Below are 14,449 nucleotides of genomic sequence, written 5' to 3'. Positions count from 1 at the left end.
AAGAGGGCCCACACTCATAACCCGCGCCGGGCGAAACGCGATCCTTGGCTCAAGCGCTCGCCCGGCTGCGGCGTAACCAGATTTCCAATGCACCGGAAACCGGCCGCGGCGTCACGGCGCCCGGTACGCGCGGTACATGCGCTCCCGGACCGCGTTGTATGCCGGAACGTCTTCAGGGCGGACCACGTACGATCCGGGGACGCCTTTGACCTGGAAGAATTCGAAACCAAGCGGAATGAAGACCTCCGTGCCGTTCGCGAACCGCAGCCAGTGGCCACCCTTGTGGATGAACCGGCGGCTGTCCCACGTCGCCCGAGTCATGATCTCCGGCAGTCCCACGATGGAGACCGCCTTACCCGCGGTGCCGCCGCGGTCCTCGCGGCCGTCGAACATCCGCGCCTCGGTCTGGCCCTGCAGCAGGGCCAGCGATTCGAGCCGCGTCGTGGCACAGCCGGCCACCAGGAACACCAACAGCAGGAAGAAGCGTATCATGGGGTTGCAGCGCACGATACCCGGCGGCGCGCCGCGGGCAAGGCCGCCGCCGCCAGCCGCGCTTCGGTTGACGACGCTCGGGCCGCGCCGGCTACCAGGCGCGCAGGTACTGCGGCGGAGGTGTGACCTGCGGCTTCACGTGCAGGGCACGGGCGGCGCGGAGCGGCCAGTACGGATCGCGGAGGAGTTCGCGCGCGAGCATGACGACGTCGGCCTGTCCGTTGCGCACGATCTGGTCGGCCTGCATCGGATCCGTGATTAGTCCCACCGCCGCGGTGGCCAGCCCGGCTTCGCGGCGCACGCGCTCGGCGAACGGCACCTGATAGCCGGCGCCGACGGGAATCCTGGCCGCCGTCGTCGACGTGCCGCCGGAGCTACAGTCGAGGAGGTCGAGCCCCTCGGTCTTCAGCTTTCGCGCGAGCTCGACGGACTCCTCGATCGTCCAGCCGCCCTCCATCCAGTCGGTGCACGAGAGCCGCGCGGTGAACGGCAGGTGATCCGGCCACACCGCCCGCACCGCGCGCGTCAGCTCGACGAAGAACCGGATCCGGTTCTCGAAACTGCCGCCGTACTGGTCGGTGCGGCGGTTCGAAATCGGCGAAAGGAACTGGTGCGTCAGGTAGCCGTGGGCACCGTGGAGCTCGACCCACTCGAAGCCCGCGGCGAGCGCGCGCTTCGCCGCCGCCGCGAACGCCGCGTGCACCCCGGCGATCTCCGCCACCGTGAGCTCGTGCGGCACCTTCGTCAGGGCGTCGCCAAACGGAATCGCGCTCGGCGCCACCGTCGTCCAGCCGCCGGCGTTGTCCGCCAGATGGCCGCCGCCCTGCGTGGGCAAGGCCGCCGATGCCTTGCGCCCGGCGTGCGCCAGCTGGATACCGGGCACGGCGCCCTGCGACTTGACGAGACGGTTGATCCGCGCGAGCGGTTCCACGTGCTGGTCGGACCACAGCCCGAGGTCACCGGGCGTGATCCGGCCCTCGGGCACCACGCCCGTGGCCTCGACAACGACAAGGCCGACACCGCCCGCCGCGCGGGCACCGTAGTGCGCGAGATGCCAGTCGGACGCGACGCCGTCCTCGGCGGAGTACATGCACATCGGCGACATCGCGATGCGGTTGCGGAGCGTGACGGACTTGAGGGTGAACGGTTCGAAGAGATGCATGGGAAAGGCTGAACGACTGAAGGCTGAACGCTGAAAATGGGTACGGTTGCGGTTGCGAAGATCGGAAGGCTCCGGTCGGCGAATGAATGGGGAAGCGAGGCGGGCGCAATGGGCGGCGCGGGTCATTACCCGGCGCGACCGAGCCGGCGCCGCCGGCTTATCGGCGGGGGAAGCCGACAGGCTGCAGGGCGATGATGGTCTGATCCGCGGCGAGCTTCAGCGCCGTGGCAAGCGCGGTGCGGTCTCCACCGCCCCGATACACCGTGGCGAGGCCCTCGGAGGCGCAGTACAGGTACACGTTCTGGCCGATGAATCCGGTATCGACGGCGGCAACGTTCTTGCGCGCGTCGCCGGAGGGGCCGCGCTTGGCCAGGTCGGCGACGTAGAGCAGGATCACCGGCGCTTCGACTCCCTTCACCAGCGGGCGAAGGTCCTCGGCCGCGACGAGTCGAAGCGCGTGCTTCGCCGCATCGTAGGCGTAGGCCCCCTTGCGCAGCAGCACATAGACTTCGTTCTCCTGGCGGTTGTTGGCGGAGGGCGCGGTGCGCTTGCCGTCGGCGCGGTTCACGCCCCACGCCGCCCAAAGCAGGTCGCCGAGTTGCTGATCCGACAACTCGCGGGCGTCGTACGCGCGCGCCGAGCTGCGTTTTGCGAACGCCTCCATCAACGGCATGCCGCCGGTCTTGTGCGGCGCGGGGAGGGTCAGATCTTGGGCCGACGCGGATCCCGCCAGAGCGAGAACGAGGAGAGCGGAGAGGTAAGGTTTCATGAGGCTGGAAGGCGGCATGCTTGCCGCGTCAGGCAGGACGAAGCAATGGCGCGGCAGGTGCGCCGGAGCGCCGACCGGCCCGGCCCCGACGCGTTGGCGACGCGAGATAACACGCCAGATTTGGCGTGTTATCCGCGATAACTAGCCAGATTTGGCTAGTTATCTCCGTTGGCGACCCGGCGCCGGGAAGCCGTCCGCGAGGATCTTTCGGTGGTCAGGCGCGGTGTTCATTGGTCCCGCAAGCCGCCGGTTGGCGGCTCCGAGTCGGTATCCCAGGTCACGAACAGCACGAGCGCCATGAGGAGGATGAGCAGCGTGATCATGGCCGGGCCTCCGCGACGTGGTTGACCGACGCGACCTTGATGCCCTCCGCCGGCGGCACCGGGGCGAAGACGGTGGCCGGTGTGGCCGGACCCCAGCCGCCGCCGAGCGCCTTGATGAGCGCAACGCTCGCGTTGAGACGCGTCGCGCCGAGTTGCACGGAGCGCCGCTCGATCGCCAAGGCCGTGCGCTGGGCGTCGATCACTTCCAGGTACGAGACGAAGCCGGCATCGTAACGCACCTGCGCGAGCTGCACCGCGCGCTGGGCGGAGCGCAACGCGCGCTCCTGCGCCTCCGCCTGCTCCGCGAGGAGCCGGTTGGCCGTGAGCGCATCCTGCACCTCGCGAAACGCCACCAGCACCTGCTGGCGGAACTGCGCCACCGCCTCCTCGAAAGCCGCCTGGCTGCGCTCGAGATTCGCGCGATTCCGGCCGCCCTGGAAGATCGGCAGGTAAAGCCGCGGGCCGATCGACCAGAGGCGTGAGTCCGTCTTGAAGAGCGTGTCGACGTCGCCGCTCGCCCACCCCGCCCCGCCGGTCAGCGAGATCGCCGGGAAGAACGCGGCCTTGGCCACGCCGATCCGCGCGTTGGCCGCGGCCAGGGCGCGCTCGGCCGCCGCCACATCGGGCCGGCGCTCCAGCAGTTCCGACGGCAGGCCCGCGGGCACGCTCGGCGGGAGCAGCGCAGCGGGCGTCGCCGTCACTTCGAAGGCACTCGCGGGTTCTCCCACGAGCACCGCCAGCGCGTACAGGAGCGAGGCCCGGCGGTTCGCCAACTCGGCGGCGTCCGCCTGCGCGGTCGCAAGTTCGGTCTCGGCCCGCGCAACGTCGGCCTCGGCCGCCGTCCCGCCCTGCAGGCGCGCTTGCACCAGATCGAGCGCGCGGCGGCGCCACTGCACCGTGTCCCGCAGGAGCGCCAGTTCGCGGTCAAACGCGCGCCAGCTGAAGTAAGTCGTCGCCACCTCGGCGGTCAGCGCGAGCCGCACCGATTCCAGCGTGGCCGCGCTGGCCTCCGCTTCGGCGCGGGCGCTTTCCGTCAACCGTCGCACGCGGCCGAAGAGATCGATCTCCCACGACGCCACCAGCGGCAGGCGATACGTGGAGGCCACCGCCTCGGGTTGGACGTTCTCCGTCGTGCGCGACTGGCGTTCGCGGGTGAAGGAGCCGTCGACCGCCAGCTGCGGCCAGTAGTTGCTGCGCGCAAGACCTGCCGCCGCGCGCGCCTGGTCAAGCCGCGCCGCGGCGACACGGAGGGACTGGTTGGCCGCGAGCGCGCGGGCTTGAAGCTGGTCGAGCGTGGGATCGCCGAACACGCGCCACCAGGCGCCGCGCGCCTGGTCCTCGGCGGGAGCGGCCGCCTTCCAGAGCGCGCCGCCGAGCGGCTCGGCATCGCGGTACTGCGCGACCCGGGGAGCGTCGGGACGATGATAGTCGGGGCCGACGGCCGGCAGCGCCGCGAAACTCGTGGCGGAGACCGCCACCGGGAAGAGAAGGGAGAAACGTGGGAGGGTCATGGGAGGAATTGGGCCGGCTGGCGCCGGCCGCGAAGTTCAAGTTTGAAAGCGGACGCGCTCATTCGCCGACGGGAGCCCGGGCGAGTTCGGGCAGTGGTTCATCATCAGGCGCGGTCTTCCGACGCGGGAACGAGCGCCGGGTGAGTAACAGCAGGCCCAGCGCGGCGGCTTCGCAGCTGGCCGCCACCCAGCCGAGATCGGCGATGGCGCCGCGCGCGACAACGAGAGAACCGAGCACCGCGCCCAGGGAGACGCCGATGTAACCGGCGGAGGCGTTGAGCGAGAGTGTGATCGGCGCGAGGCGCGGCTGGATCGATGCGAGGCGAACCTGCTGACCGGATCCGACCGCGAACCCAAACACGCCCCAGAACGCGAGCGCCGGCAGGATGAGCCACCAGGCCAGTTGCGGCGCCGCGAACACCGCGACGCCGGAGAGCAGCGCGTACGTCGCGCTCAGGCCGACCAGTCCGCCAACGAGCACGGGGAAAGGGCCGATCCGATCCGCGAGCCGGCCGGCGCGCAGGTTGCCGATCGTCGCGCCGATGCCGAAGAGCAGGAAGACAATTGCCTCCCCGTCGCCCGTGACTCCCGTCGCCTGCCGCACGAAGGGCGCGATGTAGGTGAAGAGGGTGAATACGCCGGTCATGACGACGACCGTCAGCAGGAGTGCGTGCAGCACGGCGGGTCGGCGCGCCACCGCGAGCCGCTCACGCAGCGTGGCGGAGTGAGTCGCCGCGCCGCGCACGAGCGTCGCCGCGAGTCCGACCAGCGTCAGCAGCGACACCGCTGCAGCCGCGAGGAAGATGAAGCGCCAGCCGAGCCGGCCGCCCACCAGCACGCCAATCGGCGCGCCCGCGAGCATCGCGAGCGTCAGCCCGCTGTAGATCACCGAGAGCGCCTCCCCGCGGCGCGCGGCCGGGGTGGTCGCGACCGCATACGCGCTGGCGGCGGGCATGAAGGCGGCCGCGGCCAGCGCCATGCCGACGCGGGCGACAAACAGGATCGCGTACGTGTGCGCCACAGCGGCCAGGAGGTTGAAGGCGCCGAATGCCGCAATCGCGGTGAGCAGAACCCGCCGGCGCTCGATGTTGCCAGTCACGACCGCCAGCAGCGGCGAACCGAGGGCGAACGCGAGCGAGAAGGCCGTGATCAACTGCCCGGCCACCGGCACGGTCACGCCCACGTCCGCCGCCACCGAAGGCAGCAGGCCGGCGATCGCGTAGCCTTCGGTGCCGATGGCGAAGGTGCCGACGGCGAGCCACAGTAGTTTCTTCATGGTGTGAGTAGGTCGGGAGGGAGGCGAACGGCCGCGAAGCGCCGCCGTTCACCGGAACCGTTACGCGCCTTGCGGGGCCGGGACGGCGACGGGCGCGGGCTTCTTCAGGCCGAGCTTCTCGAGGACGACGTAGAACACGGGCGTGAGGAAGAGGCCGAAGAAGGTGACGCCGATCATGCCGGCGAACACCGCGATGCCCATGGCCTGGCGCATTTCGGCGCCGGCGCCGTGGCTCACGACGAGCGGGAAGACGCCCGCGATGAACGCGATCGACGTCATGAGGATCGGCCGCAGGCGCAGCCGGGCGGCGTCGAGCGCGGCGTCGGTGATACTCTCCCCTTCCTCGCGCCGCTTGAGTGCGAACTCGACGATCAGGATGGCGTTCTTGGCCGCGAGACCGATGAGCACGATCAGGCCGATCTGGGTGAACACGTTGTTCTCCCCGCGGGTGAGCCAGAGCCCGACCATCGCGGAGAACAGCGCCATCGGCACGATGAGGATCACGGCGAACGGCAGGCGGAAGCTCTCGTACTGGGCGGCGAGCACGAGGAACACCAGGAGGATGCTCAGCGGGTAAACCCAGAGCCCGGCGTTGCCCGCGAGAATTTTCTGGAACGTCAGCTCCGTCCACTCGAGCGCCATGCCATTCGGCAGCGTCTGGTCGGCCACCTTCTGGATCAGCTCCTCCGCCTGGCCGGAGCTGAAGCCCGGGGCGGGCGCGCCGTTGATCTCGGCCGCGGGATAGCCGTTGTAGCGCATGACGCGATCGGGGCCGTAGCTGTCCGACACCTTCACGACCGAGCCGAGCGGCACGAGTTGGCCGGCGGCGTTGCGCGTCTTGAGGCGCAGGATGTCCTCCGGCCGCGAGCGGTACGGCGCATCGGCCTGGGCGACGACCTGGTAGGTGCGGCCGAAGCGGTTGAAATCGTTCACGTAGAGCGAGCCGAGGTTGATCTGCATCGTCTCGAAAACGTTCTGGAGCGGCACGCCCTGCGCCTTGGCCTTGGCGCGATCGACCTCTGCCTCGAGCTGCGGCGTGTTGATCGTGAAGCTCGAGAACAGGCCGGTGAGGCCGGGCGTCTGATAGCCCTTGTTGATCACGCCCTGCGTGGCGTTGTAGAGCGCATCCAGCCCGTGGTCGGCGCGGTCTTCGACGTACAGCTTGAAGCCGCCGATGGTGCCGAGGCCCTGCACGGGCGGCGGCGGGAAGATCGCGATGTAGGCGTCCTGGATCTGGCTGAACTTGGCCTGCAACTGCTGCGCGAGGGCCTGGCCGGAGAGCTCCTTGCCGCGGCGCTCCTCGAACGGCTTGAGCGCCACGAACACGATGCCGCTGTTGGGCGAGTTGGTGAAGCCGTTGATCGAGAGGCCGGGGAACGCGATCGCGTTGGCGACGCCGGGATGCTTGAGCGCGATGTCGCTCATCTGGCGAATGACGGCGTCGGTGCGCTCGAGCGAGGCGGCCGACGGCAGCTGTGCGAACGCGACGAGGTACTGCTTGTCCTGCGTGGGCACGAAGCCGGTGGGAATCTTGCGGAAGGATACGGCGGTGAGGACGAGCAGGCCCGCGTACACGGCCAGGGCGATGAACGACAGCCGGAGGAGCCGGGCGACGCCGCGCGAGTATTGGTGCGAAGCCCACTCGAAGCTCCGGTTGAACGGCCGGAAGAACCAGCCGAGCCAGCGGTCCATCTGCCGGGTGAGCCAGTCCTTCGGCGCATGGTGATCGCGCAGGAGCAGCGCGCTGAGGGCCGGCGAGAGTGTGAGCGAGTTGAACGCCGAGATGACCGTCGAGATCGCGATCGTGATGGCGAACTGCTTGTAGAACTGGCCGGTGAGCCCGCTGATGAACGCGGTCGGGATGAACACGGCGGAAAGCACGAGCGCGGTGGCGATGATCGGACCGGTCACCTCGCGCATCGCCTGGCGCGTGGCCTCGAGCGGAGTTTTGCCGAGCGCAATGTTTCGCTCGACGTTCTCCACCACGACGATCGCGTCGTCCACGACGATGCCGATCGCCAGCACGAGGCCGAACAGTGAGAGCGCGTTGATGGAAAAGCCGAGCGCGTGCATCACCGCGAACGTGCCGACCAGCGAGACCGGGACGGCTGCCAGCGGGATGATCGAGGCGCGCCAGGTCTGCAGGAACAGGATCACCACGAGCACGACGAGCAGGATCGCCTCGATGAGCGTGTGCACGACGGCGGAGATGGAGTTACGCACGAAGACCGTCGGGTCGTACACGATCTCGTAGCTCAGGCCCTGCGGGAAGCCCTTCGCCAGCTCCTTCATGGTGGCGCGGACGGCGTCGGAGGTCGCGATGGCATTGGAGCCCGGCAGCTGGGCGATCGGCAGCGCGACGGCGGCCTTGTTGTTGAGGAGAGAACGCAGCGCGTACTCGGAGGCGCCGAGCTCGATGCGCGCGACATCGCGCAACTGCACGCGCTCCCCGTGGGCGCCGTTCTTGATCACGATGGCGCCGAATTCCTCCTCGGTGGCGAGACGGCCCTTGGTGTTCACGAGCAGCTCGGTGTCGACCGGGCTCGAAGTCGGCTGCTGGCCAACGGCACCAGCGGCAACCTGGACGTTCTGCTCGCGAATCGCCGCGACCACCTCGGAGGCGGTGAGGCCCTTGGCGGCAACCTTGTTGGGATCGAGCCAGACGCGCATCGCGTAGTCGCCGGAGCCGAACACGCGCACCTGGCCCACGCCTTCGAGCCGGGCGAGAACGTCGCGCACCTGGAGCGTCGCGTAGTTGCGGACATAGATGTCGTCGTAGCGGTTGTCCGGGGAGAACAGGTGCACGACCATCAGGAGGTCGGGCGAGGTCTTGGTCGTCGTGACGCCGAGCCGGCGCACCTCCTCGGGCAGCTTCGGCTGCGCCTGCGAGACGCGGTTCTGCACCTGGACCTGGGCGTTATCCAGGTTGGTGCCGATCTTGAACGTGATCGTGAGCGTCATGACGCCGTCGCTCGTCGCCTGGGACGACATGTAGAGCGCGTTCTCGACGCCATTGATGGCCTGCTCGAGCGGCGCGGCGACCGTCTCGGAAATGGTCTTGGGATTCGCGCCGGGATAGACGGCGCGCACGACGACGGTCGGCGGGACCACCTCGGGGTACTCGCTGATCGGCAGGCGCGTGAGCGAGATGGCGCCGACCAGGAATATGATGATCGAGAGCACGCCCGCGAAAATCGGGCGGCGGATGAAGAAATCGGAAAAATTCATGGGAGCGCAGGTCCGGGCCGACCGGGGGTCGGCGCGCGGAGCGAAAAGGCGGGACGGCGAGGCGCAGGGAGGCCCGGCCGCCGGTGGTAGCAGCGGTGAAAAGGGATGCGGGCGCGCGGCCCGCCGAGTCAGAGAGCACGGTGGCCCGGGCGACCGCCGCGACGGTGATCGCGGGCGGTCGGGGACGGGAGAACGGGAGCGCAAGGCGCGCCCGGCGCCGGCCTAGGTCGGCCGGTTGGTAAGCAACGAACGAACGGCCAGCGGCCGGACAGCGCTCAGCGGACCGCCACGCGGGTGGCGCTCGCGTTAGCGACCGGGGCCGGCGTGGGGGCGGCGGCGACGAGCTCCGGCGAGACGGTCATCCCGGGACGCACGCGTTGCAGGCCGTTGACCACGATGCGGTCGCCGGGGCGCAGGCCGTCGCGGACGATGCGTTTGCCCTCGATGGCGGCGCCGAGCTGCACCGTGCGGTAGGCCACGGTGTTGTCCGCCTGCAGCGCGAGCACGTACTTCTGCCCCTGGTCGGTACCCACGGCGCGCTCGCTGATCAGGAGGGCGCGCTCCGGGGCGCTGACCGGGATGCGGACGCGAGCGAAGAGTCCGGGCAGCAAGGCGTTGTCCTGGTTGGAGAACACGAGCCGCAGGACGAGGGAACCGGTGGCGGCGTTGAGCCGGTTGTCGGCCGACTCGATGTAGCCGCGGCGCGGATACCCCGCTTCGTCCGCCAGCTGGAGCTCGACCGGGATCCGGCCGTTCTCGGTGGGCAGCCGGTTCTCGCGGGCGAGCCGGTTGAACTTCAACACGGTGGCCTCATCGAGGTCGGCGTAGACGTAGGCGTCGCCGACCGAGACGAGCGTGGCCAGCAGCGTGGCGTTGCCCGGCGAGCCGGAGACCAGGTTACCCTGGGTGACGTAGGCGCGGCTGATGCGACCAGCGATCGGAGCGCGGACTTCGGTGTGTTCCAGGTCAAGCTGGGCGGTGGCGAGCGCGGCGGTGGCGGAGGCGAGCGCGGCGCGAGCCTCGAGGGCGCGGGAGCGACGGGCGTCGGCCTCCTCGTTCGAGATCGCGGCCGCCTTGAGCAGCCCCTCGGCGCGGTGCGCCTCACGGTCGGCGCTTTCCGCATGGGCGCGGGCCTCGTCGACCCGGGCCGTGGCCAGTTCGAACTGCGCGCGGTACCAACGCGGATCGATGCGGAAAAGGACGTCGCCCTGCTTCACGAGTTGGCCGGCCTGGAAGGCGACCGCCTCAAGATGGCCGGACACGCGGGCGCGCAGGTCGACGGTTTCGACGGCGTCCACGCGACCCGTGATCTCCTCGAACTGCGTGATCACCTTCTGCTCGACGGGCGCGACGGTGACCTTCGGCGCGGGCGGCGGCGTCGCGGGTGCGGCGTCGCCGGAAGGCGAGGCGTGAATGGCAACGTAGCCGGTGAAGGAACCGGCGAGCAGCAGGCCGGCGACGGCGAACAGAAGTCGTCGGCGACGCGGCGGATGGGGACGAACCGAGGGAGTGGTAGTTTCGGCGTTCATGGGATGTGGAAGGAAAGAAACGGGGGGAAGGAAGAGGCGGCCGCGGGGTGGTCGAACGCCGGACAAAGGAGTAGCGGCAATCGGGCAGAGGGAACTAGTCCCGGAACCGGGTGAGCTCCGGCTGCATGCGGTCGAGCGCGCCGCGATGCCAGGCAGGGCGGGTCACCTCAGGACGCGGCCACGCCACCGGCTCGATCGCGATGCGGGTGTCGGCCGCCGGGTCAGGCAGGTCCGTAGGCGGCGCCTTCGCGCGCAGGGAGCGGATGGGAGAAAAGTCGGCGCGCCGAGTCCGGCCAAACGCCGGGCGGGCGGAAGGGAAAGGGATGGTGCGAGTATTCATGGTCGGTGGGACGGACGAAGGTGGGATAGTTGACTACTTAGTCTTATATCAGGCGAAAAAAAGGGCCCGGAATCGGGCGATGGATAAGACGCTGATCGGGCAGCAGAGCGACGAATCAGCGGGTGACAGCAGGGGCGGCAGCGGCAGCCGGAGACTGTTTTGCCTCCAGCAGGGCCAGCGCAGGACCGCGAAGCGACTTGAGCACCTCGGGGTCGTTCAGAATGCGCGCCTGGCTGACGGCGCCCTCGATGAAACACGCAAACGCCAGCGCCTTGGCGACAGGATCGCCTTGGGCGATCGTCCCCTGGGCCATGGCCTCGCGGATGGCGGACTCAAAGTAGCGCCGCTTGCGGCCGACAATTTCGCGCACCTTGGCGCTCACATCGATTTCCTGCGTGCACACCTCGGATCCCACCGAGCATGCCGGACAGCCCAGCACCTTGCCGGTACGGGCGAAGCTCGTCGCATGCTTGAGGTGGATGCCGTCGAGATAGGTGAGGAGTCGCTCCAACGGATCCACCTCGGGCGAGAAGCAGGCATCCATCTTTGGCTTCCAATCATCGCGCCAGAGCCGCTCCAAGGCGGCGACGGTGAGATGAGCCTTGGACTCAAAGAAGTAATAGAAACTGCCCTTCTTCACGTCCGCTCGCTTGCAGATGTCGTCAATGGTCACGCCGCCGTAGCTCTCCTCCCAGATGAGGTCGAGTGCTGCGGCCATTAACCGCTCGTCGGCGTCTGACGTTCTGCCCATGGCGAAGATGGATAGTTGACTACTTGTCTATTGCAAGCGGGATTTCGAAAATTTCTCCGACGCCCTACGACAACAGCGCGGCGTATTCCTGGTGCCGCTGCAGGAACACCGCGACGTAGGAGCACTCCGGCACCACGCGCAACCCTTCATCGCGGGCGTGCTCGAGTGCGGTGCGGACGAGTTGCTCGGCGATGCCGCGCCCGCGCAGTTCCGGCGGCACGTAGGTGTGGGTGAAAACGATCTCGCCGTCGCGGCGGTCGTAATCCGCGACGCAGAGATGGCCATCCACCGTGGTTTCAAATCGGTGCCCGGCCTCGTTGTGCTCGATCTTGATCGGCGGCTGATCCTTCGGGTTCATGCGGGTCCTCCTCGTTTGGCCCAACGCTGGGCCAGGACCCCGCAGATCACAAGTTGCAGGGGGTGATAGATCATGATCGGCAGCAGGATAAGGCCGATTCCCGGATGCGCCCCGAAGATCAATTTCGCCATCGGCACCCCGGAGGCCAGGGTCTTCTTGGAGCCGCAGAACATCGCCGCGATCCGATCCGGCCACGTGAAGCCCAGCGCGCGCGAGGCGCTGCCGGTGATCACCATCACGAGCGCGAACAAGGCCGTGCAGAACACAAGCATGGCCACGAGTTGGAGCAAGCCATGCCCGGTCCAGACGCCCTGCTGGAAGGAGTCACAGAACGAGGTGTACACGAGCAGCAGGATCGTGACGCGGTCAGCGACGTTGATCCCCGCCTTGTGGCGTGTCGCCCAGGCGCCGAGCCAGGGGCGGAGCAGTTGGCCCGCCGCCAGCGGCAGCACCAGCCACCGCACGAGGTCCATGATCACCGGCCCGAGCGGCTGCGTGTGGCCGGAAGTCTTCATGACGAGCGCAATCCAGAGCGGCGTGAGCACCACCCCGAGGAGGCTCGAGAGCGTGGCGTTGAAGAGCGCGCCCGCCACATTGCCACGTGCCGCGGCCGTGAGGGCGACCGAGGAGGAGACCGTTGAGGGCAGCGCGCAAAGGTAGAAGAGCCCCAGCGTCAGGTCCGCCGAGATCCGGCCGTCCAACCCGGCGACAAGCCCGAGCCCGATCAGCGGAAACAGCAGGAAGGTGCAGGCCTGGACGACGACGTGGAGCCGCCAGTTGAGCGCACCGCTGCGCAGCGAGGCAAACGAGAGGGCGAGCCCGTGCAGGAAGAAGATCAGCGCGATCCCGGCTTTGGTGAGCAGTTCGGGATGCAGCCAGCCGCCGTCGGCACCGGGCCCCGGAGCGAGCCAGGCCAGCCCCACGGCGCCGGCCATGCCGAGCAGGAACCAGTCGAGTTTCAGCTTCATCAACGCCGGACAATCCAACCTGCCGGCGGGCAAAGGCCAAATAATTCTCCGTCAGCGGAGCTACGACGAACACGGGGGGGGGCCGTTCAACCCCGGCCGAATTTGCGCCGGAACCGGCCGAGCAGCGCATCGACGTCCTCCCGCGCCTCCACGCGCAGGAGCCAAGCCAGCCCGCCGTAAACCAGGATCCCGACAGCAATCACCACCGCCATCCCGCCGACATCGAGCGTGCGGCTGGCGGGCAGGAACACTCCCCTCGCCCACCAACCCGCCCAGACGACGACGCCCATGACCGCCGCGGCGAACACGATCTTCCAGAGGTCGCCCGCAAGATGGTGGAAGGCCAGGCCGTCCTGCTTCCGTGCGAGATGCCACTGGAGATAGATGGCCTGCACCGCGGCCGCCGCACTGCTGGCGATCGCGAGGCCGACGATCGAGTACGGCCGCATGAGCGCGAGACTCAGCACGATGTTCACCGAGAAGCTCAGGAGCGCGGCGTGCACCGGGATCACCGTGTCGCGCTGCGCGTAGAAGGCCCGCAGCGCAAGACTCGCAAAGGAGAGGAACGGCAGCCCGAGCGCGTTCGCGATCAGGACGGGAGTCATCAGGTCGGTGTCGCCGTGGCCAAACTCGCCGTGCTGCAGGATCACACGAATGATCGGCGTGGCGAGGATCCCCAGCCCCACGGCCGCCGGGATGTTGATCAGGAGAATGAGCCGCATGCCCTTGCGGTACGACGCCGCGAGGTTCGCATGGTCGCCGGCCGCCGCGAAGCGCGAGATCAGCGGAAACACGACCGTCGCCACCGCCACGGCGAACACGCCAATCGGCAGTTCCATGATCCGTTGCGCGTAATTCAGGACCGCCACCGCCTGGTCGTTCAGCGACAGCCCGATGTACCGGGACGCCGTCATGTTCACCAGGTAGATGGACGAGCTGAACAGCGTCGGCACCATCAGCCGCACCATGGCGCGCAGCGGCTCGTTCACGCCCAGGTCCAGCTGCGGCCGCCAGCCCTCCCGCCGCAACGCCAGAGCCGGCACGAGCATCTGCAGAAAACCGCCGATCAACCAGCCGGCCGTCAGCCAGAGAATCTGGTCCTCGGGATGGCCTCGGGCGACATAGGCCGATCCCGCGAGCAGGCCGATGATCGAGAGGTTGAGCCAGATCGGCGAAAGCGCCGGCTCGAGAAACCGGTGCAGCGACTGCAGCGCCGCGCTGAATGCCGCCGCGAGCGACACGAACAGGAGGTACGGGAAAAGGATGACCGTGAAATGCGCGGCATCGACCCAGCGGTCGACCGCGTCCGGTCCCGCCCCCAAGGTCTGGCCCACGCTGCGGATCAGGCTGTCCTGGCTGAAGACGAGCATCGCCACCGCGACGACCCCGCTCGTGACGAGCAACAGCCAGCTGGACACCTTGTTGACGAGTTCGAAGGCGCCCTCGCGCTGCCGACGCTCAAGCTGCTCGTTCAGCGTAGGCACGAACGCCGCCGTCAGCCCCCCCTCCGCCAACAACCGTCGAAACAGGTTGGGCAACTGCAGGCCTGTGACGAAGGCCGACATCAGCGCCGACGTGCCGAAGAAGGCGGCCGTGACGCTCTCCCGGACGAGCCCCAGCACGCGGGACGTCAGGGTGAGGCCGGACACCAAGCCGATGTTCTTCAGGTTTTTGGACAAGGCCGGGCAGCGTGGGCGGACGTGGCAGCGAAGGCGAGGCTGCGGTGCCCAGCCCGCACGCGG

12 protein-coding genes are annotated in these 14,449 nt (G+C 68.7%); all 12 read right to left on the bottom strand.

The genetic code is table 11. The annotated features are described in order from the left end of the window. Positions 1-111: 111 nt before the first annotated feature. Positions 112-492 (bottom strand): hypothetical protein, encoded by a 381-nt coding sequence (locus tag DB354_RS19200; protein WP_107837261.1) that lies wholly within the window; start codon positions 490-492, stop codon positions 112-114. A 91-nt stretch (positions 493-583) separates the two neighbouring features. Next, positions 584-1,654, bottom strand: coding sequence for an NADH:flavin oxidoreductase/NADH oxidase (locus DB354_RS19195; RefSeq protein ID WP_107837260.1), 1,071 nt, complete (start codon positions 1,652-1,654; stop codon positions 584-586). Between the two features lie 157 nt (positions 1,655-1,811). Next, entirely contained in the window at positions 1,812-2,423 is a 612-nt protein-coding gene (locus tag DB354_RS19190; protein WP_107837259.1) for a SagB/ThcOx family dehydrogenase, read from the bottom strand. A 319-nt stretch (positions 2,424-2,742) separates the two neighbouring features. Beyond that, positions 2,743-4,257 (bottom strand): efflux transporter outer membrane subunit, encoded by a 1,515-nt coding sequence (locus DB354_RS19185; RefSeq protein ID WP_107837258.1) that lies wholly within the window; start codon positions 4,255-4,257, stop codon positions 2,743-2,745. A gap of 58 nt (positions 4,258-4,315) precedes the next feature. Then, positions 4,316-5,533 (bottom strand): MFS transporter, encoded by a 1,218-nt coding sequence (locus tag DB354_RS19180; protein ID WP_107837257.1) that lies wholly within the window; start codon positions 5,531-5,533, stop codon positions 4,316-4,318. 60 nt (positions 5,534-5,593) lie between these two features. Further along, the gene (locus DB354_RS19175) at positions 5,594-8,761 is read right to left on the bottom strand and encodes an efflux RND transporter permease subunit (protein ID WP_107837256.1); all 3,168 of its coding nucleotides are present in this window, start codon (positions 8,759-8,761) and stop codon (positions 5,594-5,596) included. Positions 8,762-9,036: 275 nt separating this feature from the next. After that, on the bottom strand, positions 9,037-10,290 hold the full coding sequence (locus DB354_RS19170; protein ID WP_107837255.1) for an efflux RND transporter periplasmic adaptor subunit: 1,254 nt from the start codon (positions 10,288-10,290) through the stop codon (positions 9,037-9,039). A 94-nt stretch (positions 10,291-10,384) separates the two neighbouring features. Beyond that, positions 10,385-10,630, bottom strand: a complete 246-nt coding sequence (locus tag DB354_RS19165) for a hypothetical protein (RefSeq protein WP_107837254.1) — start codon at positions 10,628-10,630, stop codon at positions 10,385-10,387. A 115-nt stretch (positions 10,631-10,745) separates the two neighbouring features. Next, positions 10,746-11,381: a TetR/AcrR family transcriptional regulator gene (locus tag DB354_RS19160; protein WP_107837253.1), complete on the bottom strand. Its 636-nt coding sequence runs from the start codon at positions 11,379-11,381 to the stop codon at positions 10,746-10,748. Between the two features lie 64 nt (positions 11,382-11,445). After that, a complete protein-coding gene (locus DB354_RS19155; RefSeq protein WP_107837252.1) occupies positions 11,446-11,739 on the bottom strand; it encodes a GNAT family N-acetyltransferase in 294 nt (97 codons plus the stop codon). After that, a complete protein-coding gene (locus DB354_RS19150; RefSeq protein WP_107837251.1) occupies positions 11,736-12,707 on the bottom strand; it encodes a bile acid:sodium symporter family protein in 972 nt (323 codons plus the stop codon). The genes DB354_RS19155 and DB354_RS19150 overlap by 4 nt, the downstream gene beginning before the upstream one ends. A gap of 86 nt (positions 12,708-12,793) precedes the next feature. Next, entirely contained in the window at positions 12,794-14,386 is a 1,593-nt protein-coding gene (gene murJ / locus DB354_RS19145) for a murein biosynthesis integral membrane protein MurJ (RefSeq protein ID WP_107837250.1), read from the bottom strand. Positions 14,387-14,449 lie beyond the last annotated feature (63 nt).

The organism is Opitutus sp. ER46, assembly GCF_003054705.1.
In the GTDB taxonomy this organism is placed as follows: Bacteria; Verrucomicrobiota; Verrucomicrobiia; order Opitutales; family Opitutaceae; genus ER46.
The sequence above is the reverse complement of the archived record's forward strand: the minus strand, read 5'-3'. Positions and strand labels throughout refer to the sequence as shown.